Annotated in this window: 23 protein-coding genes; 19 read left to right on the top strand and 4 right to left on the bottom strand. The window is 39.2% G+C overall.

Features of this window, described 5'->3' with window-relative positions; translation table 11 throughout:
* Positions 1–489 precede the first annotated feature (489 nt).
* The gene (locus FNK51_RS12450) at positions 490–990 is read right to left on the bottom strand and encodes a DinB family protein (protein ID WP_141993533.1); all 501 of its coding nucleotides are present in this window, start codon (positions 988–990) and stop codon (positions 490–492) included.
* A 458-nt stretch (positions 991–1,448) separates the two neighbouring features.
* Between FNK51_RS12450 and FNK51_RS12445 the strand changes: the two genes are divergently transcribed.
* The 8 genes from FNK51_RS12445 to FNK51_RS12415 all read left to right on the top strand — a co-directional run bounded on the left by FNK51_RS12445 (position 1,449) and on the right by FNK51_RS12415 (position 10,261).
* Positions 1,449–2,537, top strand: coding sequence for a type III polyketide synthase (locus FNK51_RS12445; protein WP_141993532.1), 1,089 nt, complete (start codon positions 1,449–1,451; stop codon positions 2,535–2,537).
* A complete protein-coding gene (locus FNK51_RS12440) occupies positions 2,537–3,067 on the top strand; it encodes an isoprenylcysteine carboxyl methyltransferase family protein (protein ID WP_141993531.1) in 531 nt (176 codons plus the stop codon). The genes FNK51_RS12445 and FNK51_RS12440 overlap by 1 nt, the downstream gene beginning before the upstream one ends.
* A 144-nt stretch (positions 3,068–3,211) precedes the next feature.
* Complete coding sequence (locus FNK51_RS26565) at positions 3,212–3,376, top strand: hypothetical protein (protein ID WP_179891026.1); 165 nt, start codon at positions 3,212–3,214, stop codon at positions 3,374–3,376.
* Between the two features lie 190 nt (positions 3,377–3,566).
* The gene (locus tag FNK51_RS12435; protein WP_141993530.1) at positions 3,567–7,280 is read left to right on the top strand and encodes a dynamin family protein; all 3,714 of its coding nucleotides are present in this window, start codon (positions 3,567–3,569) and stop codon (positions 7,278–7,280) included.
* A gap of 16 nt (positions 7,281–7,296) precedes the next feature.
* Positions 7,297–8,058: a DNA polymerase beta superfamily protein gene (locus tag FNK51_RS12430; protein ID WP_141993529.1), complete on the top strand. Its 762-nt coding sequence runs from the start codon at positions 7,297–7,299 to the stop codon at positions 8,056–8,058.
* A 12-nt stretch (positions 8,059–8,070) separates the two neighbouring features.
* A complete protein-coding gene (locus FNK51_RS12425; RefSeq protein WP_141993528.1) occupies positions 8,071–8,898 on the top strand; it encodes a sulfurtransferase in 828 nt (275 codons plus the stop codon).
* 85 nt (positions 8,899–8,983) lie between these two features.
* Positions 8,984–9,859, top strand: a complete 876-nt coding sequence (locus FNK51_RS12420) for a 5'-3' exonuclease (protein WP_098370839.1) — start codon at positions 8,984–8,986, stop codon at positions 9,857–9,859.
* Positions 9,860–9,979: 120 nt separating this feature from the next.
* Complete coding sequence (locus FNK51_RS12415; RefSeq protein WP_260398150.1) at positions 9,980–10,261, top strand: DUF6123 family protein; 282 nt, start codon at positions 9,980–9,982, stop codon at positions 10,259–10,261.
* A gap of 44 nt (positions 10,262–10,305) precedes the next feature.
* On the opposite strand, the gene FNK51_RS12410 is transcribed toward FNK51_RS12415, so the two are convergent.
* Together FNK51_RS12410 and FNK51_RS12405 are read right to left on the bottom strand one after the other, a co-directional pair.
* Entirely contained in the window at positions 10,306–11,214 is a 909-nt protein-coding gene (locus FNK51_RS12410; RefSeq protein WP_141993527.1) for a DMT family transporter, read from the bottom strand.
* Positions 11,198–11,611 carry a reverse transcriptase-like protein gene (locus FNK51_RS12405; RefSeq protein WP_098370715.1) on the bottom strand — a complete coding sequence of 138 codons (414 nt, stop codon included), beginning with the start codon at positions 11,609–11,611 and terminating at the stop codon, positions 11,198–11,200. Before FNK51_RS12405 ends, FNK51_RS12410 begins: the two co-directional genes overlap by 17 nt.
* Positions 11,612–11,833: 222 nt before the next feature.
* Between FNK51_RS12405 and FNK51_RS12400 the strand changes: the two genes are divergently transcribed.
* The 3 genes from FNK51_RS12400 (at position 11,834) to FNK51_RS12390 (ending at position 13,234) form a co-directional block, all read left to right on the top strand.
* Positions 11,834–12,505: a reverse transcriptase-like protein gene (locus FNK51_RS12400; RefSeq protein WP_286178681.1), complete on the top strand. Its 672-nt coding sequence runs from the start codon at positions 11,834–11,836 to the stop codon at positions 12,503–12,505.
* 5 nt (positions 12,506–12,510) lie between these two features.
* Positions 12,511–12,696 carry a zinc-finger domain-containing protein gene (locus tag FNK51_RS12395; protein ID WP_141993526.1) on the top strand — a complete coding sequence of 62 codons (186 nt, stop codon included), beginning with the start codon at positions 12,511–12,513 and terminating at the stop codon, positions 12,694–12,696.
* Between the two features lie 157 nt (positions 12,697–12,853).
* The gene (locus FNK51_RS12390; RefSeq protein WP_141993525.1) at positions 12,854–13,234 is read left to right on the top strand and encodes a hypothetical protein; all 381 of its coding nucleotides are present in this window, start codon (positions 12,854–12,856) and stop codon (positions 13,232–13,234) included.
* Between the two features lie 15 nt (positions 13,235–13,249).
* Here the strand turns inward: FNK51_RS12390 and FNK51_RS12385 are convergent, their stop codons facing one another.
* Positions 13,250–13,714: an RrF2 family transcriptional regulator gene (locus tag FNK51_RS12385; RefSeq protein ID WP_141993524.1), complete on the bottom strand. Its 465-nt coding sequence runs from the start codon at positions 13,712–13,714 to the stop codon at positions 13,250–13,252.
* 171 nt (positions 13,715–13,885) lie between these two features.
* Here FNK51_RS12385 and hmpA point away from each other — a divergent pair, with 171 nt between their 5' ends.
* The 8 genes from hmpA (at position 13,886) to FNK51_RS12345 (ending at position 23,797) form a co-directional block, all read left to right on the top strand.
* A complete protein-coding gene (hmpA, locus tag FNK51_RS12380) occupies positions 13,886–15,094 on the top strand; it encodes an NO-inducible flavohemoprotein (RefSeq protein WP_141993523.1) in 1,209 nt (402 codons plus the stop codon).
* A gap of 334 nt (positions 15,095–15,428) precedes the next feature.
* Positions 15,429–16,517 (top strand): glutamate 5-kinase, encoded by a 1,089-nt coding sequence (gene proB, locus FNK51_RS12375; protein WP_098370710.1) that lies wholly within the window; start codon positions 15,429–15,431, stop codon positions 16,515–16,517.
* Between the two features lie 37 nt (positions 16,518–16,554).
* Positions 16,555–17,802 (top strand): glutamate-5-semialdehyde dehydrogenase, encoded by a 1,248-nt coding sequence (locus tag FNK51_RS12370; protein ID WP_141993522.1) that lies wholly within the window; start codon positions 16,555–16,557, stop codon positions 17,800–17,802.
* A gap of 80 nt (positions 17,803–17,882) precedes the next feature.
* Positions 17,883–18,317, top strand: coding sequence for a general stress protein (locus FNK51_RS12365; protein WP_141993521.1), 435 nt, complete (start codon positions 17,883–17,885; stop codon positions 18,315–18,317).
* A gap of 613 nt (positions 18,318–18,930) precedes the next feature.
* Positions 18,931–20,865: a sigma 54-interacting transcriptional regulator gene (locus tag FNK51_RS12360; RefSeq protein WP_181762248.1), complete on the top strand. Its 1,935-nt coding sequence runs from the start codon at positions 18,931–18,933 to the stop codon at positions 20,863–20,865.
* A 199-nt stretch (positions 20,866–21,064) separates the two neighbouring features.
* Positions 21,065–22,027, top strand: a complete 963-nt coding sequence (locus FNK51_RS12355) for a hydroxyacid dehydrogenase (RefSeq protein WP_286178674.1) — start codon at positions 21,065–21,067, stop codon at positions 22,025–22,027.
* Positions 22,028–22,112: 85 nt separating this feature from the next.
* Positions 22,113–22,304, top strand: a complete 192-nt coding sequence (locus tag FNK51_RS12350; protein WP_141993518.1) for a DUF3311 domain-containing protein — start codon at positions 22,113–22,115, stop codon at positions 22,302–22,304.
* Complete coding sequence (locus tag FNK51_RS12345; protein WP_141993517.1) at positions 22,304–23,797, top strand: sodium:solute symporter family protein; 1,494 nt, start codon at positions 22,304–22,306, stop codon at positions 23,795–23,797. The genes FNK51_RS12350 and FNK51_RS12345 overlap by 1 nt, the downstream gene beginning before the upstream one ends.
* Positions 23,798–23,834: the final 37 nt, after the last annotated feature.

Below are 23,834 nucleotides of genomic sequence, written 5' to 3'. Positions count from 1 at the left end.
TAATGATTGAGGGAACAAACGGGGATGCATGAGCAATTTAGGTGAAAGCATGTTTTGCATGCCGTTAGAAGGTGAGATGCTAGAATCTGGATTCCTGTTCGAAAGGCTGTTTTATGTTTAGGCTTTGTTAAAGATTAATGTTGATTTTTGAACAAATAAAAGAGACCACCTAATAAGTGGTCTTCTTTAGTGCATCCGCACCTGTTAGTTCATTAAGGAAAGCGATTCTTATTAAAGAATCGCGCCCTTTTCTTGAATAAGCAAGAAGCTCATATTAGCCGGTATTGTGGAGGCAATTAACTTATTCTTGCTGGTAATGTTAAATATCGTAGAAGAGTGAGATTACTTTGGATCAACTATTGTTTGATTAAAGTTATTCGTTAGCTCAAAGAAAGATCTGTGTAAACATCTCTCGATCCTCAACTAACGTCACCTTTTTGAAGAAAAAATGGATTACTCTTCTCTTGCCTATTTATAATGAATAACATTTCAAGAATACCAATAAAAAGCATAATCAGTCATAACTGAAGAATCACCCAACTGATGTAACATAGCTGAAATATTCCCTCTATGATAGGTTCCATGATTCACAACGTGTAAGACCATTTCAGATATACTTGTTTCTCTTAATCCTGCCCATGGATTATCCAACATTATTCTCTTTTCCATATCTTCCTGTCTGTTCAAAAAGGATTTAAACCGAGATGTTAAAGTGTGAAATTCCGTTTCTAAGTCTTCAATGGGCAGTTTCTCAATCTTTTCTTGAATTTGAAATGAAGATTGCATTGCTTCATTCATACTCTGACCCTCGAGGGTATTAAGCCATCCATATTCCACCAAATAGAGATGAGATAAAACCTTTGAAACAGAAGAAAAGACACTTTTCATTTCCTTTTGATATTTCTCAGGAGAAAGTGTCTTAAGATGATCAATAATCCGTTGATTTGCCCATACATGATAGTTATATAGATTTTCTACATGATTTGCCATACAATCGCCTCCTTATCATCACGTTTTTTAATATTCTTTATCAGAATGAATTATTCCTTTAAATATTATTACTTATCTTATGAGATCTTCAACTAAATGGCACAATTGTTGAACAAAGGTCAAAGCAATCTTCAACTAACCTGCCCCGTTAGTTCATCAAGAAAATCAACAACATCCTTTAACAGAGCCTATGTTTAAAGAGAAAGGAATAACGGACTTAACGGCCACGATGGTTCCATTTAACACTATTGTGATTATAGCGTTGATTCCATTTTCGTTCCTCCGCTTGTATGATCATGTTCTCTATGTTATCAATTTCTTAGTCTTTTTCATCTAGTTTTTTAAGAAAAAAGAAAAAATATTCTGAACCATCAATAAATATGACCGTTTATCGATAGGGCATAATTGATATCCTGGTGGGTATATTAACCATATCATGAATAATAAGGGGTGCAATCATGCCGTATTTATTATCTGCATCACATATAAAGCTGCCACATTTACTTTCTCAGGAGAAAATCATGGAATTTTCGAGAGAAATATTTGGAGCCTCATTTAAGAATATAGAACGGTTACTTAAAGCCTTTAAGAATGGACAAGTGGAAAATCGATATTTTTCTAATGATCTTGATTGGTTTAAAGAGGATCATTCTTTTGCTGATCGGAATGATTTATATATTCAACAGGCAGTCAAGTTTGGGAAAGAAGCTATAGAAAAATGCTTAGCCAACACAGAATTTTTAAAAGAAGAACTGCAGGCAAACGAGCTAGATGCTTTCTTCTTTATCTCAAGCACGGGTATTGCTACCCCGACCATTGATGCCAGGATAATGAATGAACTTCCATTTAGCCCGCATGCTAAAAGGATTCCGATTTGGGGACTTGGCTGTGCAGGGGGAGCAAGTGGCCTATCGCGTGCATTTGAATATTGCCAAGCATACCCCACGGCGAAGGTCATTGTTTTATGTGTGGAGTTATGCAGTCTGACATTTCAAAGGAATGATATCTCCAAAAGCAATTTAATTGGAACTTCTTTATTTTCTGATGGAGTAAGCTGTGTTTTGGTTTGCGGTGATGAGGTGCCTGATGAGCAATTTTCCAAAAAAGCAAGACATCTGCAATTTTTGAATTCGCAATCCACGCTAATGCCGAATTCATTGGATGTAATGGGTTGGGATGTTAAAGATCAAGGTTTATATGTGATTTTTTCAAAAGATATCCCTACAATCATCAAAGATTGGCTTAAACCGAATGTTCAAGAGTTCTTAATGGAGAATGGATTCGATCTCAGTGATATAAAAGATTTCATTGCTCATCCTGGAGGCAAAAAAGTAATTGATGCTTATCACGAAGCCCTCGGGTTCGATGAAAGCATGACGGCAGAGTCAATGAGCGTATTGAGGGAATTTGGTAATATGTCCTCAGCAACTATTTTGTACGTCCTGGAGAGGTTCATGCAGCGTGGCGGGAATAAAGATGAGGTGGGCTTGGCTGCTGCATTGGGGCCTGGGTTTTCGTCTGAACTTGTGTTAATGAGGTGGAAGTGATGATCTTTACCATTTTCATTATTTTGATCGCTATACAGCGCATGTTTGAATTATATATCGCCAAACAAAATGAAAAACAGTTAAAGGCTGCAGGAGCAGTGGAATATGGTGAGTCCCATTACAGTTGGATGGTTCTAATGCACCTTAGTTTTTTTATTGTTCTCATTATTGAAGTGGTCGTGCTTGAAAGGGATGTGTCTGGACTTTGGCCAATTTGGCTGACCCTTTTTCTAATAGCACAGTCAGGCAGGATTTGGGTAATCCGTTCATTGGGAAAACAGTGGAATACAAAAATCATAGTGGTTCCTGATGCCGATGTAGTCATTAAAGGTCCCTATAAATATTTCAAACATCCGAACTATATCATAGTGGCAACTGAGATAATAGTTATTTCTTTATTATTCAATGCATATTATACTGCTGTCATCTTTAGTTTATTGAATGTTTGGATGATGACGGTAAGAATCCCATTGGAAGAGAAAGCATTAAAGGAACATACGGAATATTCTACGGTTTTTAAGGGAAAATAATAAAAAATGTTAATTTCTTATTGAAAACGATTATCGTTCGTGATAAGATTCTAAATGAAGATGAAAATTATTCTCATTCGGATTTCGATAAATTTATTTTAATAACTAATAACTAAAAGCTAATCAATATATAAGAGGATGGTGTTGGTAATGGTTTGGGTATTCATTTTATTGACAATCGCTACATATGGTTTTGTGATGAAACATGTATTGAATAATATTCAAAAACCGGCAAAGGCTGTAAAACCTTATACCGAGTCACCAATGGAAAACCGAACTGCTTTTAACCCCACCCCTACAACCAGGTAAACATCCTGGTTTTTTTTTGCATTCAAAGTCAATATGAATAAAACTGCATGAATCCACCAATCGGTGGTTTTTTTTTGAACATGGCCAGTAATGAATCATATAGTAAAAATAAAGCTGATGGTATGAATAACAAACGAAATCGTTTACAATAAGAATATCAAAATGACGATAGATTAAGGGGTATGGATTCATGATTCAAGAAACATTAAAGCAACAGTCCAAATTGGGGATTTTGACTGCCATGTATGAGAAATTTCAATCGGCAGGTGATACAGGAAATGCGGATAAACTAAAACAGTTAATCATGAAAGTGAATAATGAAGAGTTCATCATTGCTTTTTGCGGGCATTTTTCAGCGGGGAAATCTAGTATGATCAACTTTTTCCTCGGTGATCAAGTATTGCCTTCAAGCCCGATTCCAACAAGTGCAAATACGGTAAAAGTCCAAAAAGGGGAAGACTATGCCAAAGTCTTTTACCATCATCAACCACCAGTCTTATTTCCTGCACCTTATGATTTTAAAGAGGTCAAGAAATTTGCCAAGGATGGAGATTCAGTATCGGCAATAATGATAAGTTCCAATGATTTTTCACTGCCGGATTCATGCGCGATCATGGATACGCCAGGAATTGATTCGACAGACGATGCACATAGAGTTTCTACGGAATCTGCCTTGCATCTAGCTGATGTAGTATTCTATGTCATGGACTACAATCACGTCCAATCAGAAGTGAACTTCCTATTCACGAAAGAATTGTTAGAGGCTGAAAAACCGACATACTTAATTATCAATATGATCGATAAGCATGATGAGAACGAGCTTAGCTTTCAAGACTTCAAGCTTTCCGTTTCTGAGGCATTTGCGAACTGGAATGTATATCCTGATGGTATTTTTTATACATCCGTAAGAGACTTGAACAATCCTGAAAATGAAATAGAAGTGGTCAAGCAATTCATATCTGATATTGCGGGCAAAGGTCTAAATGATGGGAAAGATGCCATCATGCAATCGGCTAATGCCCTGGTCGAAAGGCATCTTAATTGGCTGAAAGAGCAGTATGAAGAGGAACATGCCGATGATTTTGAAGTATTATCAGAACTTCCATATGAAGAGCGAATACACCTGACGAATCAGGTGGACAGCCTATTGAAGGAAAAAAAATCATTAACTGGACGTATAGAGGAAATCAAGGTCCAATATGCTGATGCATTAGAAACCATTTTGAAAGGTGCATACATCATGCCCGCGGCAACACGGGACCTAGGTAAATCTTTCTTGGAATCGGCTCAGCCGGACTTTAAAATGGGTCTATTATTTGCCAAGAAAAAAACGGATGCCGAACGTGAGGCACGTATTAAGGCGTTTTTGACCGATTTACAAGAAAAGGTGAAGACCCAGCTTGAATGGCATCTTAAAGAACTAGCCGTTAAAACGCTTAACCAAGCGGAGATTCATGATTCAACACTTGAAAGTAAGGCTCAGGCACTTCAGATCGAGGTAACGGAATCTTACATAAAAAACTCTTTGAAGCCTCAAGTAGATATTACGGGTGAATACGTTTTAAACTATACGAATGACTTGGCATCAGCCATCAAAAAGAAAGCACGTGATGTATCAGAAGGATTTTTGAATAATATGGTTACCGTTATGGAAGGGATAGTAGAACAGCAGTCCATATCCATCGATAAGGAACTTGAAGGTTTTTCCGAATTTGCGGAAGCCCTTAAAGTTACTGCTGCGATGAACGCGGAAATCGAGTACCAAACGGAACGATTAGAAGCCATTGCTCATCAAACTGAATCATTAGTCGATGAGCGCGATATCGATATGCTTTTAACTCAATGGAATGAAGAGGAAAAAAATATTACAGTCAAAATCATGAAAACCGATACAGGAAGTAATTCAAGGTCCGTCAACGAACAACTTGAAACGGATCATGATAAAGAAAACAAGGAAGCTGTACCTTCCGTGACTGTTTCTTCATCTGATGCTACTGATTTACGCGGAAAAGAAAAGCTGATGGAGACTGCAACGAGTTTACAACAGGCTGCCAAGCTAATTCAACCTTTGAGAGGGTTTCAATCACTTTATAAAGAATTGAAAGAGAAGGCAAATCGCTTGGAACAGCAGACGTTCACGGTTGCGCTTTTCGGTGCATTCAGTGCTGGTAAATCTTCCTTTGCCAATGCGTTGATGGGAGAAAGCGTCCTTCCTGTTTCACCAAATCCAACAACTGCCGCAATCAACAAAATCATGTCTTCAGACGCTGAGCATCCACATGGAACGGCAACCGTCAAATTAAAGACGGAAGCAATGCTGTTGGAAGATGTAAGCCTGGCCTTGGCAGCTTTTGATAAATCGGCAAAAACTCTAGATGAAGCACTTCAACTGGCAGGACAAATCATTGCCAAGGCGGGGGAAGTTGATAAGGGGAAAACGCATTTATCCTTTCTAAGGGCTTTTCATCAAGGGCTGCCGGAGCACCAAAATGATTTAGGAAATGTGGTTACGGTAGATCTTGAAGGATTTAAACGTTTTGCTGCAGAAGAGTCCAAGTCATGTCTTGTTGATCTGATTGAATTGCGTTATGACTGTGAAATGACTAAGCAGGGGATGGTCCTTGTTGACACACCTGGGGCCGATTCAATAAATGCACGACATACAGGAGCAGCTTTCGAATATATTAAGAATTCGGACGCCATCCTATTTGTGACCTATTATAATCACCCATTTTCACGGGCAGACAGGGAGTTCTTGATACAACTTGGACGTGTGAAAGATTCTTTCGCTATGGATAAGATGTTTTTCATCGTCAATGCCGTCGATCTGGCACAAACCACTGACGAATTGGACGAAGTGATGGATTATGTCACAGATCAATTGAATGGATTCGGAATCCGTTTTCCAAAACTGTTCCCGCTTACGAGTAAGGGAGCATTGATGGAAAAACAAACGCCTGGTTCATTTAAGCATTCGTTCCTTCCTAATAGCGGAATCTCGGAATTCCAAGGTCAATTCGATTCTTTCATAGAAAACGATTTAACGGGGCTTGCAATTGAATCGGCTCAAGCTGCTGTAAAAAGAACCGAAGAACTGCTACGAGATGTAATTACAGCTTCAAGGCAGGATGAGAAAGCGAAACGAAATGCACTGGAGACCCTTTCTCATGAGGCACAGTCCATTTCAGAACTGCTCTCAGTCATTAAAGGGGATGCCGAAAAGCAACGTTTGAAAAAAGAGATAGACGAATTGACTTTTTATAGTAAACAACGGGTCTTCTTCCGGTTTAATGATTTCTTCAAAGAATCGTTCAATCCGGCTGTTTTAAAAGATGATGGAGGCGATCTGAAAATTGTCCTCAAGCAATCTATGAAGAACTTATTGGATGCTTTAGGCTTTGACCTTGCCCAGGAAATGCGGGCAACGGCTTTAAGGACGGAAATGTTCGTAAATAAATTACTGAATGAGAAACAAAGCAGTTTGCTTTTGCAAATGCAAAAAATAAGAAGAAACCTTTCATTACAGCCATATGAACCTAATGAGAGGGAGTCCCTTGAATTTACAGGAGCTTTTGCCCAATTAGATACGGGGGAATTCAAAAAGGAATTGGCATTATTTAAGAATCCAAAATCTTTCTTTGAAAAAAATGAAAAAGCGAAAATGAGCGAAGGGCTTCAGAAGCGTTTGGATGATCCTGCCCTTTTATATGTAAAAGAACAGGGCGGACGGATTTTCGAAATGTATAATGAAGTCCTCGATCAAGAGTTACTTGCGATTCAAAAAGAGTTTAAGACGGAAATATCGGATATCTTTGCAGGTTTACGTGTAGCATTGGAGGAAACGGTCGATTTACCGTATTATGAAAATGCCGTAGCGGAATTGGCTAAAATGCATTCAAAATAGAAACGAGGTCTCGTTCATGAAAGAAAACCTTATTTCACGATTGAGATACCTGGAAAAGAAAGAGGATATGACCATTTTGATGGCTGCTGTTACTGGCAGCCATTCTTTTGGTTTATCATCCGGCCAATCAGATTACGATGTTCGGTTTATATATGTTCATAATGATAAGCGTTCATACCTTAGCTTGAGTCAGCCAGTTGAAGTCATTCAAATGAAAGAATACCTATTTGACATGGAAGGCTGGGATTTATTTAAATCATCACGTCTTATCTTAAAAAGTAACCCTGCTCTATTTGAATTATTTCAGTCGCGAATCAAGTTGATTACGCATCCGGATTATTATAGGAAGATGAATCGATTGATAGCTGATTGCTATTCCAAAAAGGCACTGGGGCACCATTACTATCGGATGATGAGCGACAATCTTCAACAATTGACAAAAACAAGGGGGGCCGAAAGAAAAGAACTAAAAACATGGGTACAAGTATACCGTTCGTATTTAATCCTTGAATATATAATCCAACTGGGTTCGCTGCCACCTTTGTCGGTATGGGAATTACTTGATTTGGTTTCAATTGATCAAGAATTGAAAGACAGGATTACCCGGATATTTAAAGCAAAACAAATGGAGGAATATATAAGCAACAATGAAAGTGAAAAGAATCTTTCGATAATAGAAGGGAAATCACTTTCCTTAAAGAATGAGATAACTAGGCTACATCAAGGAAAGAAGATGGAAACGGAGCTTAATGAATTAATTTGGACCATTTTGGAATAGGGGGTTTTTCAGATGAGTTTTATTTTTGAAAAAGAAGAGCTGTTGCCGATGTTGAATTCTCAAGATATCAGAATTTGTGACTGCCGCTTTCAGCTAGGCTCTCCTGATGCGGGGTATAATGAATACAAAAAAGACCATATTTCCGGCGCTGTTTATTTCGATCTTGAAAAGGACTTATCGGGGCAGGTTCAAGAACATGGCGGAAGACATCCTCTTCCTGACCTGGAAACCTTTAAAAATAAACTGGAATCAAATGGAATAACCAATGATACGGTACTTATTGCTTATGATGGCGGGGAAGGTTCTTTTGCTTCCAGGTTTGTCTGGCTGCTCAGCTATCTTGGGCATCAGAAAGTTTTTGTTCTTAACGGGGGCTTTCGCGCCTGGAGGGATAATGGCTATCCAATTGACTCGAATCAAACGAAATATGTGCCAACAGAATATCATATCGATTTAAATGAGTCCGTTTTTGCATCTTTTCAAACAGTGAAGGATTACACTATGAATAGGCCTGACGATCTCGTATTAATGGATTCAAGGGAATCTAAGCGCTACGAGGGAATCGAGGAACCGATTGATAAAAAAGCCGGACATATACCTGGTGCAGTAAATAAGGTGTGGACGAACGTTCTCGAAAATGGCTATTTTAAAAAGAAGGAAGATCTTCAGTCGAGTTTTACAGGCATCGGTAAGGATAAGGAAATCATTGTGTACTGCGGTTCAGGTGTAACGGCATCACCCAATTATATCGCCCTGAAAGAAGCTGGCTTTAAAGATGTGAAGATTTATATTGGCAGTTTCAGTGACTGGATCTCGTATGATGATAATCCAATTGAATAATATTTTTTCCAATTAAACGATCCTTAAAAAAGGGGACAGTTATGTTAAAATGGAAGTACATCATGATAGAGGTGATAATGTGTTAATGAAAGAAAACGAGCAGCATCCTTCCTTTATGCTTGTCGATGGGATGGCGCTTTTATTTAGAGCTTTTTATGCAACGGCAGTTACTGGTCAATTCATGATTAACTCAAAAGGCATCCCGACTAATGCCGTTCAAGGTTTTTTGAAGCATATGCTGACGGCGGTGAATCACTTTTCACCTAGTCATGTAGCGGTGTGTTGGGATATGGGCAGCAAGACTTTCAGAAATGAATTATTTGATGGATACAAGGCTAATCGATCAGAAGCTCCAGTCGAAATGATCCCTCAATTCGGCCTAGCGAAACAAGCGGTGGAAGCATTTGATATCCCTAACATAGGGCTCTCTGGATATGAGGCGGATGACTGTATCGGGACAATTGCCAAGGCATCTGCCCAACATAGCCGGGTGGGTATATTGACTGGCGATCAAGATATGCTTCAGTTAATAGATGAAAACATTTCCGTGCTATTGTTAAAAAAAGGATATGGTAACTATGAAGTTCATAATCCCGATAGCTTTTTTGAATGGAAAGGTATCACACCAAGACAAATGATCGATTTAAAAGCTTTAATGGGTGATACAGCTGATAACTATCCCGGAGTTAAAGGAATTGGGGAGAAGACTGCGTTGAAATTATTGATCCAGTATCAAAGTATCGAAGGTATTCTTGAAAATGTTGCTTCATTGACGAACGGGCAGCGGGCTAAAATTGAATCCGCCGTCGATATGCTTCATTTATCCAGAAAGCTAGCAGAAATAAAATGTGATGTACCAATTTCATGTTCTTTGGACGATGCGGTCTATCAGTATGATCGCGAGAAGGTCAAAAATCTGGCTAGGGATCATGAATTCAGGGCTTTACTGCGAATGATTTAATACTATAAGCGGAGCTTCCAATGGGAGCTCTTTTATTTTGTATGGTGATTTTTTTGTCGAAAAATGGATAGTCAAAATCTATGATATACGGTAAGATGAAAATAAGGCATGAAGTATGGAGTGGATGCAAAAGTGGCGAAGTCAACTGAAGAGTATGTTAGTTTTTTAGAGGGTAAGGGATTCACTTTTGGTAATGACGCTATTGGTTTTATTTATTTTGGTAAGCGCTACACGGATGCGAGTGATATTTTAGTCAATGCAGCAATAGAATTGACATTGAAGGTACAAAAGAACTTTGATGGCAGCTTTTATATCTCCTTTTTGGAAAACTTAAAACAAAATGGCATTGAAACGCGTAGTGCAGCGGTATCTTTTGCAAAAGAACAGGGGCTGCTAAAATAAATCGGACTTCGTAACTGGAAGTCCGATTTATTTTATTGGCCTTTTCAAGAAAAGTCCTGTGTCACGGTTTTCTTTTTCTTAACAGGCAGTTCAGCGAAAATCATCCCCAAGAATATGAATGCGCAGCCGATGATGGAGGCGGCAGTCAATTTTTCCCCTATCAATATGTATGAGGATAACGCGGCAAAAACCGGTTCCATTGAAAAGATAAGCGCCACTCTTGTAGGTGTCGTATAGGCTTGGAAGAAGGTTTGTGCAAAAAAGGCGAACGCAGTGGCAAGGGCTGCCGTAACCAATAAAGCAGTCCATACGTCCTTCTGTAACATGACCTCCGAGCTGAAGATGACGGAATGATTCTCTTTGAAAATGAAGGCTGAAACAAATGATAATAAGGATACGGTGGAAACCTGAATCAGCGTCAAAGGTAAAGCGGGTAAGGTCTTGGCATATCTAGCGGTTGTAATGATCTGCATGGCAAAACTGATTGCGCATAAAAATACCAGTAAATCACCGATATTCAAATTGGAGCGGTCAGCGAAAGTCATTAAATAAAGCCCGATGGTTGCGGCTGCGACACCTATTATTGTATTGCGGGAAAGCCTATGTTTTAAAAGCAGCAGGGAAAACACGGGTACCATAATGACACTTAATCCTGTTATAAAGCCTGTCTTCGCAGGAGTTGTATAATTCAATCCGATCGTTTGAAGCCCATACCCCAGAAAAAGCCAAACCCCAATATGAAACCCAGCTATTAAAAGACCCTTGTTCCAAGTTTTCCCTTTTTTGTGTAAAGTCGATATATAAGGGATGAGCAAGAAAACGAACGCCATGAAGAAACGGACCGCATTAAACGTGAAGGGGTCTAGAAAAGATAGGGCGTTTTGGACCATGACAAAAGTTACACCCCAGATGAATACAACGAATAATAACGAAAAATCAGCTGTCTTGTTCATGAATTTCCTCAGACTTATTCAATCGAATGGCTCGTCTCGCCAACTCATCCGCGGACTTGTTTTCGAGATTTGGAATCCATTTCATGAAAAATAATTCAAGCTCATCGGAAAGCTTTAGCGCCCGTTCCAACAAAATGGCATACTTATTCTTTGCAAATCTTTTTTCAATGGCCTGGTTGATGGCTTGGGAGTCAGTACGAAAAGAAACGATTTGATACTTATTGGCTACACAAATTTCCAATGCTTTGATTAAAGCATGGTACTCCGCTTCATGGTTTTCCATATTTCCAAGCGGAAAGGCATGCCGCTCGACCACACCATTATTATTTATGAAAACACCTGCGCCGCTCGGCCCTGGATTGCCTGCACTGGCACCATCAATATACACTTCGATCAAGATGTGCTCCTCCTCGAGTTTAACTGTCAATATGCTATGATAATAAAACGTTTCATATAAAATAAAGATTGAAACATGAGAATTTCAGGCTGATCTGGGAACTATAATTAAAAAAAGCGATACAAATGCTTACAATATATTATAAAGGGTAAGACGAAAAAAAGGTATGAAAATTGTTAGCTGTTCTGCATGAATGGTGAATGGATAAGGAGCTGGAAATCTTTGAAGGTAATTATGCAATGGACATATCATGCTTCAAAAAAACCATCTGCCGATTTCGTTTCGGATTGGCTTGATGCCGGAACTGCACTGGTCATTACGGAAGATCTTGAAAAGGCAGGAAGGCTGAAAGAAGTGGAGTTCAAGGATGAATTCGATACAACTTGGACAAAGAAGGAGCTAAAGAAACTCCTGACGGAAGTTGAGGAAGAACCGCAGGATGTGACTGTTTTTTTTGATGGCGGTTATCAAAAAGATGAAAAGGTGGCAGGAATCGGTGTTGCCATTTATTTTCGTCAAGGTAAGAAGTTCTGGCGGTTACGCACCAATGTGAAATTGGAGCAATTCGAATCCAATAATGAAGCGGAATATGCGGCCTTTCATGAAGCGGTCAGGCAGATGGAAGAACTTGGAATCCACCATCAAAGCTGTGTCTTTAAAGGGGATTCTCTCGTTGTCTTAAATCAACTTTCCGGTGAATGGCCCTGTATGGAAGAAAACTTAAATAAATGGCTTGACCGCATTGAAGCGAAACTGGATAAATTAAAGATCATTCCTGTCTGCAAGCCAATTTCTCGAAAGGAAAACCAGGAAGCCGATCGCCTGGCAACACTTGCACTGCAGGGAAAAGCCATTTTCAGCAAAATGGAAATTGCTGAGTCAAAGGAGCCATAACAACAATGAACAGGAAAAAAATATATGAAGAAGTGGAAGATGTTCTCTCTTCATTTTGCCAAGATTGTTTTTTACGAAAGCATTTTCGAAAAGAGAAAGGGCGGACGTATGCACATCAGTTCTGTATTTCAGAATGTACGGTTGGTGAAAAATTAAAACACCTGGGAAATGAACTTAGTGACCGATCTTAAGAGCCCAAAAATGCTTTCGTTATGACACAAGTGCATGAAGGATATGGTATTATAGGTAATAAATGGAGAAAAGTGTGAGAGTAATGAAAAAATAGAAGAGGGAAGCTGAATATTTAAAGCGAATACGCCTCTTACCATACCTGAAATTGATTTCATAATGGAAGAATTGAAAAAAGGTGAATCTTCTTTAACGGAGAATCATGTACAACCTAACGTAAAGATTCATGAAAGAATCAACGAAGCTTCTCTTCAAATGAAAAACATCTTTCAAGATATACGTAAAATGCCGTTTTATAAGGTGATTGAGCAAATGAACCGCGACATGTTCGGTAAATTCAATCCGGAAATCCTGCTGGAATTTGTAAATCGTTTAATGGCCACATTGGTCGGAAAAGAAGTCATGCTTACTAATGAACGAATCGAGACGGTCGCTATGATCAATCCATACGATCGCCTTAAAGTTTTATTGAAAACCAGTACAGGAATCATGGATTTGCGAATGGAAAAGGAATGGCAGATCGAACGAATCTTCGGTTAATGAAAAAGAGCCCGATTATAAAAAATCGGGCTCTTCGTCATTCTTCTTTACCGAATCGAAAAAGGTTTTGAGCATCACTTTATTTTCGCTGAAGTCTGCAATCGTATATTGATCAAGGACCTTTAGAAAAGCATCCAAGGCATTATTAAGAACAAATTTCAATGAACAAACGGGAGAAATCACACAGTTATCGTGATCTTTAAAACATTCCACTAGATAAAAATCCTCCTCGGTTCGCCGTACAAGTTCCCCTACATTTATTTCTGCGGGTGATTTTGCAAGCCGAAATCCGCCATTTCTTCCACGAATCGTCTCAATATAGCCTAATTTTCCAAGATTATGAACAATCTTCATCAAATGATTTTTAGACAGTTGATAAACTTCAGAAATCTCTTTAATACTTGATAATTTGCTTTGGTCGTGGGAAGCCAGGTAAATCAACACTCTAAGTGAGTAATCGGAATAACTCGTCAACCTCATGTTTATCGCCTCACATTCTATCCCCATTTGACTATATCATAAATGTGAACATTTTATAAACATGAAAACTTATTATTTGAAAAAGATGTATTAAATATATTGCTTTTAATGCATTTAGGTTTTAATATAAACATGTATTTAAAATACTTGTTTAAGAAGAGGGGTTTACCTATGCTATCCCAAAAAACTATTGATGTTATCAAATCAACCGTACCTGTATTAGAAGTGCATGGTACAACAATCACAAGTGTATTCTATAAAAATCTTTTCGAAGCACATCCTGAATTATTAAATGTTTTTAATCACGCCAATCAAAAAAAGGGGCGCCAGCAAAATGCACTAGCCAACACGGTTTTGGCAGCAGCTAAATATATAGATCAACTCGAAACGATAATACCTGCCGTGAAGCAAATAGCACAAAAACACAGAAGTCTTGCCGTTAAAGCCGAACATTATCCCATTGTTGGAGAATTTCTATTAGGTGCAATCAAGGAAGTGTTACAAGATTCAGCTACAGAAGAAATCCTCCAAGCTTGGGGAGAGGCCTATGGGGTCATTGCCGATGCTTTCATTAGCATTGAAAAGGAAATGTACGACGAAGCTTCCAATCAGGTCGGCGGATGGTCTGATTTCAAACGATTCACAGTGGTGGAAAAAGTACCGGAAAGTGACGTAATCACATCCTTTTATTTAAAACCATCAGATGGAGAGAAGGTTCCATCATTTCTTCCTGGACAATATATTACCATTCGGATCGAGATACCGGGTGAACGCTATTTATTCAACCGTCAATATAGCTTGTCTGATGTTCCGGGAAAAGATTATTTCCGGATTTCCGTTAAAAAAGAAAAGCCGGGAACCTCTCCTGATGGAAGGGTCTCTAACTACTTGCATGAATCCATTCAGATTGGTGACAGTATTGACGTAACGGCTCCTGCAGGAGATTTCACCATCGATTTGGAAAAACGAACACCTGCAGTATTCTTGAGCGGAGGCGTTGGCATAACACCTTTCATGAGTATGGTCCATGCGATAGCTGAACAAACACCTGAGCGTGATGTACAATTCATTCATGCTTCCGATAATGGTCGGTTACAGCCGTTCAGAATGGAACTGACAGAACTAGCCCACAAGCTTACCAGCTATCAATTATCCTTTGTCTTTAAAAATCCGGGTGAGGATGATAAGAACCTGCCGAATTTTAAAAAGGAAGGGTATATCGATAAGGAATTATTGAGCGGTTTTGTTAAACCTGAAGCTGATTATTATGTGTGTGGCCCTGTTCCTTTCATGAAGGCCATCATTACTTATCTAAATGAGCTGGGGATAGATACGGATAAAATTCACTATGAGTTCTTCGGCCCGGCAATAGCGTTATAAGGTTTATTCATCGTAGGAATGTTATTGACATCAAGCAGATAATTTTGCATACTATATTAAAACAATGAACGTTGAGAGAAGATTAGTATGCGAGAATCACTGTGACAGAGAGCGGCGTCAATTGCTGGAAGACCCGCGACAGGAAAACGCAGAACCTGCTTCTTGAGTCCTATGCAAAACATAGGCGCAAATCCTGGCGTTATCAGGCAGAGTGGAATGCATGAACTTGCATTCAATGAAGGTGGTACCACGGAGAGCAGCCCTTTTCGTCCTTATTTCGAGGATGAAAAGGGCTTTTTTTCATGTCTTAGATATTTATTGGAGGAAGTAATCGATGGAAAAGAAACGCATCGTTGTAAAGATAGGAAGTAGTTCTTTGACCAACACAAAAGGTGAAATCGACCAAAATAAATTTTCCGATCATATCCAGGCAGTGGCAGCTTTAAGGAAAGCGGGACATGAAGTTGTCCTTGTTTCATCAGGTGCTGTAGCAACAGGTTTTCGCAAGCTCGGCTATCCTACGAGACCTGTCACTCTCAAGGGGAAACAAGCTGCTGCAGCGGTCGGGCAAAGCCTATTGATTCAATCATATATGGAACAATTGGGGCATTTTGGAATCGTTCCTGCGCAGATTTTGTTAACAAGGAAAGATTTCTCGAAAAAAGATAGATATAAAAATGCATATGCGACATTGATGGAATTGCTTGAACGCGGCATCCTTCCGATTATTAATGAAAATGATACAGTATCGGTCGAGGAGTTGACTTTTGGTGATAATGATATGCTATCTGCCTTAGTAAGCGGGCTGGTCCACGCCACCAACTTGATCATATTAACGGACATTAATGGGCTTTATGATTCCAATCCACAGACAAATCCAGGGGCGAAACGATTTGACAAGCTATCCGAAGTAACGGCGGATTTATTGCAAATGGCAGAAGGTGCAGGATCAAATGTCGGAACCGGGGGTATGAAATCTAAGCTGATTGCAGCGCAAACTGCATTGTCTCTAGGGGTGAAAGTATTCATTGGTTCTGGTTATGGGAGTGATAAACTTCTAACAATCCTTGAAGGCAAAGGTGATGGCACGTATATTGGGAATGATGTCTTGACGACGGTAACGAAAAACAAACAATGGATATCCCTTCATTCACAAGTATCCGGGAAAATTTTCGTTGATGAGGGTGCCGAAAAGGCCTTAGTTTCAAATGGCAGCAGTCTGCTGCCAGCTGGAATTTATGAAATTAAAGGAGTCTTCAATAAGGGGGATGTTGTCGAAGTCTTTGGTGCAAATGGATTATTGGGGCGGGGTGAGGTCCTTTACTCCGACGAAGAATTAAAGCAGGCGATGGGAAAGAGGACATCCGAGCTTGTGATCACTTCCATAGAAGTGATTCATCGCGATAAATGGGTGAAAGCATAAAAATCAATTTAAGTGAAGGAAAAGGGGGCATTTGGAAATGAGTGAAGTGACGGCGAAAGGAAAGGCAGCCAAAAAAGCCAGTTATCAGTTAATAGGATTGAGTACGGAACAAAAGAACGAGGCACTTGGAAACATTGCTAAGCAACTCATTATCGATAAAGATTTTTTGATAAAAGAAAATCAAAAGGACCTGGAAGAAGGCAGGAAAAAAGGCTTCAATGAGTCTACATTGGATCGAATTATGTTAAATATTAACCGTATTGACGACATGGCTGAGGCCATTATGCTTTTAATTGATTTAAATGATCCGGTTGGGGAACAATTGGAGACGATCGAAAAAGAGAATGGTTTATTAATTAAAAAGTTACGGGTGCCGATCGGTGTAATCGGGATGATTTATGAAGCCAGGCCTAACGTGACCATCGATGCAGCTACATTGTCCTTGAAAACGGGGAATGCCGTCCTATTAAGAGGCAGTTCGTCAGCCAAGAACTCCAATATTGCACTAGTCTCATCCATTCATAAGGCATTAGAGAATACGGAAATTCCTGTAGAAGCTGTTCAATTGATCGAGGATACGAGTCGTGAAACCGCTAAGGAACTTTTTCATCTTAATGAGTATTTAGATGTTTTGATTCCACGCGGCGGAAAGAATTTAATTGAAACGGTCATTAAGGAGTCCACTGTTCCCGTTCTTGAAACAGGAGCAGGCAATTGCCATATCTTCATCGATCAGACCGCAGATATCACGATGGTCGAGAAAATTGTCTTAAACGGTAAAACTCAGCGTCCATCCGTATGCAATGCTATCGAGGGGCTTCTAATTCATGAAAAATGGTTTGAAGAAAATGGTGTGCGTATTTTGGAACTCCTGGACGAAAAGGGTATTGAAGTATATGGAGATGAAGCGGTTTGCAGCGCCTTCCCTAGAGCGAAAACAGCTACAGAGGAAGATTGGTCAACGGAGTACCTGGCTTTAAAAATCAGCGTTAAAACTGTAAAAGGTGTATTCGATGCGATTGAACACATTAACCGATACGGTACCAAGCATTCTGAAGCAATCCTGACGAGGGATGAACAAAACGCATCCGCATTTTTAAATAAAGTAGATGCCGCAGCAGTTTATCACAATGCTTCCACCCGTTTTACCGACGGCTTTGAATTCGGTTATGGCGCAGAAATCGGCATTTCGACACAAAAGCTGCATGCACGTGGACCAATGGGTTTACCTGCATTAACATCAAGCAAGTACTTCATTTACGGCCAGGGGCAAATCCGGGAATGAAATTCATTTCTTTCATGGAAGGTTATTAAAACTCAATTAAGGGTATTGTATAATACATTACTTTTAAAGGAGCAGATACCATGGACAAGAGGTTTATAGCAATATATGATAATGCAAATGAAGCGACTTCAGCAGTCGAAAACTTAAAGGAACAAGGATATACATCCGATCAAATATCAGTAGTGGCAAAAAACATTGATAAATTACCTAGTGAAGCCGAGGAAGTCGGCCCGGCAAAGACTGATGGATTAGTAGCTGGGGCAGCAGCCGGCGGAGCTGTCGGATTAACAGGTCTGCTTATTGGAATGAGTGCATTGGCAGTACCAGGAATTGGTCCAATATTGGCAGCAGGACCGATTTTCGCCACTTTTGGCGGAGCCGCAGCCGGGGCAGCATCGGGAGCAGGCGGATTGAGAAAGCCATTATTGGATATTGGACTTGAGGAAGCCGAAGTCGAACAATATGTGGAGGGTATTAAAGCAGGGAAAATCCTTGTCATCGCCGATCCTTTTTAAGTTCGTAAGTAAACCCACCTTGAATGAACAGATTTACGAAGTTTGATAACTGCTCAATGCCCGCAAAAACTCAAAATAATATTTATTGAAAAACCCCGTTCAGGATTTCCTGAACGGGGTTAATATGTTTGTAGACTAATTTTATTGTCAGTAACTATAAAATCAAAAGGAATTCCACATTTGTATGAAGAATTAAAGGAATATAGTCCTATTACCGAGAGAGGAAGGGGAATTATGGAAAATAAAGTAGATGACGATGCCACTTAAGAAATTAAAGTGGATATTTTCATGATGATTTTCACCTTTAGAATCATTATACTGATGATAATGTTAAAAAGCGTATTCTAGTGAAGAAAAGCAAGTTTTAATGTGATGACCTGGATGACCATTCTATTATGATATTAAATACCAATCGAAATCCTTATGATGAAAAAACCCACGATAAAGGGTTTTTTATTTTTCAAAGTCATTTTCTAAATTCTAATATCTAAATAAAATGCAGAATTACTATTTTTAAGTCTCAATTGTACTCAAGATATTACCTTTCTTATTGCGGCTTTGAAAGAGAACCTTTGCGGCTAAACCAAAATGATTTACGTTGGAGGTGGGTGTTTTGATAAAAATAAAACTCGTTGTTCCTCGAAAAGGGTATATTACGGATGCTTTTGAAAGATTTGAGGAATTCAACAAGTTGGAAGAATCGGACAACAATGATAACGGTTCAGTGAAGTTTGTTTTAGAGGAGGTAGTTGAGGATGCCGATAAGATTGGGAAGTTGAAGCTGGATGCTGATGTGATCATCTCAAGGGGATTAATCACGAAACTATTAAAAGAAAGCAATGAATTCATTCCAATCGTTGATATACCTGTACAAGGTATTGACCTCATTCGTTCCCTGTATGATTGCAAGGCACGTTTTGGCAGTAAAAAAGTGGCCGTTATAGGAGCGTTAAACATGATTTATGGCGTGGAGAACCTTTCGGATATTGTTGATTTGCCAATTCAGTCCTATATATTAAATGATATCGAGTCCTCAGTCAGTTTAGTGGATTTGGCAGCCAGAGATGGCTGTGAGGTGGTGTTAAGTGGTTTAAGTACCTGTAAATATGCTGAAGAGATAGGGTTGGGAGCCATTCTTGTTGACACTGGAAAGGAATCATTTCGGCAGGCGTTGATTGAGGCAAAAAGAGTGGCTCTTGTCAGCAGAAGGGAACAGGAGAAGACCAAGCGTTACCAAACGATTCTTAATTATGCCTATGAAGGGGTTATTGCTATAGATTTAAAAGGACAAATATCTGTATTTAATACGGCGGCTCAGGAGATATTATCCATTTCCAAGGGGAGCTTAATTGGAAATTCTATATACGATATAATAAAGCCCGGGAAATTTCGTAATATGCTTTTAAGCGACGATGAATACGAAAAAGATACCGTTGCTTACCAATCGATTCAATTATCGGTAAAAAAAGTTGGGATATTTTTAAAAGGTAAAAAAGTGGGGGATATGGTCGCCTTTCAGGATGTTACCCGCATTCAAGAGATGGAAGGGAAGTTCTTTAGAAAACTTCATTCACGCGGACATGTGGCTAAGTACACATTTGATGATATATTGTATCGAAGTCCCGAAATTAAGAGGACGATTGAAACAGCTCAACGTTATAGTGAAGTAGATTCAAACATTCTTATAATTGGAGAAACTGGAACGGGCAAGGAAATATTCGCCCAAAGCATACATAATCATAGCAACCGGAAAAATAACCCGTTTGTAGCCATTAATTGCGCGGCGCTTCCCGAAAATTTATTGGAAAGTGAGCTTTTCGGATATGCAGAAGGAGCTTTCACGGGAGCCATGAAAGGCGGAAAACAAGGATTTTTTGAACTGGCTCATAGAGGTACGATTTTTTTAGATGAAATAGGGGAAATCTCCCCAAAAATGCAAAGCCGGCTGCTACGTGTCCTCCAAGAGCGGGAAATCATGCGCATCGGTGATGATAAAGTAATTCCGGTTGATGTGAGAATTGTGTCGGCAACGAACAAAGACCTCATGCAAATGGTGAAAAGCAATGACTTTCGGGAGGATCTGTATTATCGCTTGAGTGTACTGGACCTTGTATTGCCACCACTTCGGGAACGCAGAGAAGATATTCCGTTATTGGTGAATTCTTTTATTCAGAAAGGTCATTCGGATCAAAAACAAATTAAGATGACGGATACTGCCATGAAAAAGCTGAGCGAAGAGAATTGGGAAGGGAATATTCGCCAATTACAAAATTTTTGTGAGCGATTATGCGCTCTTTATAAAGACAAGTTAATTGATGTGTACGATATTGAATTGTATTTCCCCAATAGAAGTAAAAAGAAAATACAGCTGTCGAAACAAGACGAAGAGATGGATATGTCACCTGGGATGCATTTATCCGAGCGTGAAAGAATTGTTCAAATGTTAATTAAGGTTAATTTTAATAAAGGAAAAGCTGCCTTTGAGTTAGGGATGAGTCGCACGACTTTATGGAGAAAGATGAAAAATTTGAATATTGAAACAAATTGAAACGTAATGAAACTAATTAATTCATTTTGAAACAATTTGTTAACTTTATTTATGTCTTAATATATGAACTAATTGGCTTCTTTCCTTTATAAACTGATGTTTTTTATGTTGGCACAATAATTGTATATATAACAATGCAGTAGGAAAGATTTTTCCTTCAAGGTTAATATGAAAGGTTGGTGTGAAGGTGAGTCATTTAGTGTATATTCCTCAAGATATTGAGAAAGAGGGGAAAAGTTATTTAGTTGAAAAAGGCTATAAGATTAAAGTAGGGTCTGATCTATCGCAAGAAATTCTTATGCAAGAAATCAAGGGTTGTGATGCAGTACTAACGAGATCAACGGCTGTAATAAATAAAGAAGTTATTCAAGCAGCTGAAAACCTCAAAGTGATTGCCAAGTATGGTGTGGGCTTGGACAATATTGATATCGAAGCTGCTACAGAGCGTGGCATTTATGTAACAAATACCCCAGAGGCAAATGCGAATTCTGTAGCTGAACATGTAATGGCATTAATTTTATCATTGTCCAAAAACTTAAGCTTGGCTGATAAAGAACTGCGCAGCGGGAATTTTGCTATTCGTAATCAACTTTTTGGCATGGACTTGGAAGGCAAGACTTTGGGGATCATCGGACTGGGGAGAATCGGTAGAATACTGGCAAAAAAGGCTTTCCAAGGCTTCGATATGAAAGTGATTGGCTACGACCCCTATGTTACAGCCAGAATGAATTCGGAGTTGGAGATAGTAACAGATTTAGAATGGGTATTCAGAAACTCTGATGTTATTAGCCTGCATCTGCCGTTAACGAAAACAACAAAAGAGATAATAGGAAGCCGTGAGTTTTCCTGGATGAAACCTTCTTCCTATTTTGTAAACGCTTCCAGGGGCGGTGTAGTGAAGGAAAGTGATTTAGTAAATGCTTTGCAAGCGGGCCAGATTGCCGGCGCTGGAATAGACGTATTTGAAGTTGAGCCTCCTGATAAATGGAATCCCCTTTTTAAATTGGATAATGTGATTGTCAGTCCTCATAATGCGGCTTTGACGAAGGAAGGCTCGATACGCATGGCTGTACATGCAGCAATGCAAGTGGAACAAGTTCTTACAGGACTGAAACCGAATTGGGCTGTAAATGAGCCCTTAACTAAAGGGCTGTCAAGGTAATAACACTGAAAAAATATCTGTTTTTTCAGAAAACGAAGGATTGGATGGTTCAAGTTTGGCATTTGTTGATAAGGATGGTGAACAAATGAAGAAAATAATCTTTGTGATAAGTGCAATACCGGCACTTGGCTCACTTGTGGTTATCAATCGGATTGAACCTTATGTTATAGGGATGCCATTTGTTCTTTTTTGGGCCATATTATGGGTTTGTCTTACATCAGTGTTTTTAATAATTGCTAATAAACTTGATCCTGCAACCGAGGAGGAAGAAGACTGATGAATGAAGCCCTGCTTGTTATCCTTTTCTTTCTGGTTCTGTGTATTTGGTTAGGGCTTCAAGCTCGAAAAGGTAAAAATATGAGTTTGGAACAATGGGCTATAGGCGGAAGAGGTTTCGGCAGCTTTTTGCTCTTCTTCTTGATAGCAGGTGAAATGTTTACGACATATACGTTTTTGGGGGCAAGCGGCGGAGCTTATAGATCAGGTATGCCTCCTGCCTTATACGCTTTCAATTGCTTCTATTTTGTAATCGCCTATTGGCTGTTGCCGCCTATTTGGAGATATGCAAAAAAAAATAATGTCATATCTCAATCTGATTTTTATGATAAAAAGTACAATAGTCCGGCTTTAGGAGTTCTTGTGGCGGTAATTAGCGTCATTTCAATTATTCCATATCTGATCATGCAGTTAAAAGGGTTAGGAATTATCGTATCGGAAGCCTCCTATGGGTCCATTTCGCCAAATGTGGCTATAGTTGTAAGTGTCATTGCGATCACAATTTATGTAACTGCTTCAGGGATGCATGGAGTAGCGTGGACCGCGGTCATTAAAGATATCATGATTCTGACTGTTGTCGTCTTCATGGGGATTTATTTTCCTATTCATTATTACGGTGGTTTACAGCCGATGTTTGAAGCAATCGATACAGCAAAACAAGGTTTTTTGATTTTCCCGGAACAAGGTTTGAGTATCTCTTGGTTTATTTCAGCTACGATTATGACAGCACTGGCATTCTATATGTTTCCTCATATGTTGGCGGGAGTGTTCTCTGCAAAAAGTCCAAAATCACTTCGTTGGAATGCTGGGGTTATGCCAATTTATCAAGTAATCATCATTTTTTCGTTATTTATTGGTTTTTCTGCGATTCTCCAAGTTCCGAATTTACAGGGGGCAGAAGCAGACTTAGCTTTATTTAAAATGGCGAAGATGTCATTTGATCCCTGGTTTGTTGGAGTTATTGGAGCATCAGGGGCGATGGCCGCCCTTATACCTAGTTCACTCGTGTTGACGGCTACTGCCACGATACTTTCCAAAAATGTATATAAGGTGTGGAAGCCGAATACATCAGATGAACAGCTTCAAAGACTGAGCAGGATGTTAGTACCTGTCATTTCTATAGTGACTCTATATTTTACGTTTAATGGCGGGGAGTCGATTTTTACGTTGTATCTTATGGCATATAGCTTCATGGCACAGTTGTTTCCAGCATTATTTTTTAGTCTGTGGAAAAAGAATCCCGTTACCGTTCAAGGAGCTTTTGCCGGAATGGTCGTTGGCATTCTAATTGTCATATACTCGACTACTTCAGGTACGACACTTGCTACTTTATTTCCATCTCTACCGCAAGTAATACAAGATCTTGATGTAGGGTTAGCTGTATTATTCATCAACATTGCAGTAACTTTGGGAGTGAGTGCCGTTACAAGAAAAACATCTATTGGGATGGAAGAAGATAATAAACAAGCTTCAGGAATGGACAAAACTAGTTAAATGATAGTGGGAATGAGTCCAATTTTAATATAATCAT

Origin of the sequence: Bacillus sp. B4EP4a (genome assembly GCF_006680105.1) — a bacterium.
Taxonomy (GTDB): domain Bacteria; phylum Bacillota; class Bacilli; order Bacillales; family DSM-1321; genus Peribacillus; species Peribacillus simplex_E.
This window is presented reverse-complemented; position numbering and strand designations above follow the sequence as displayed.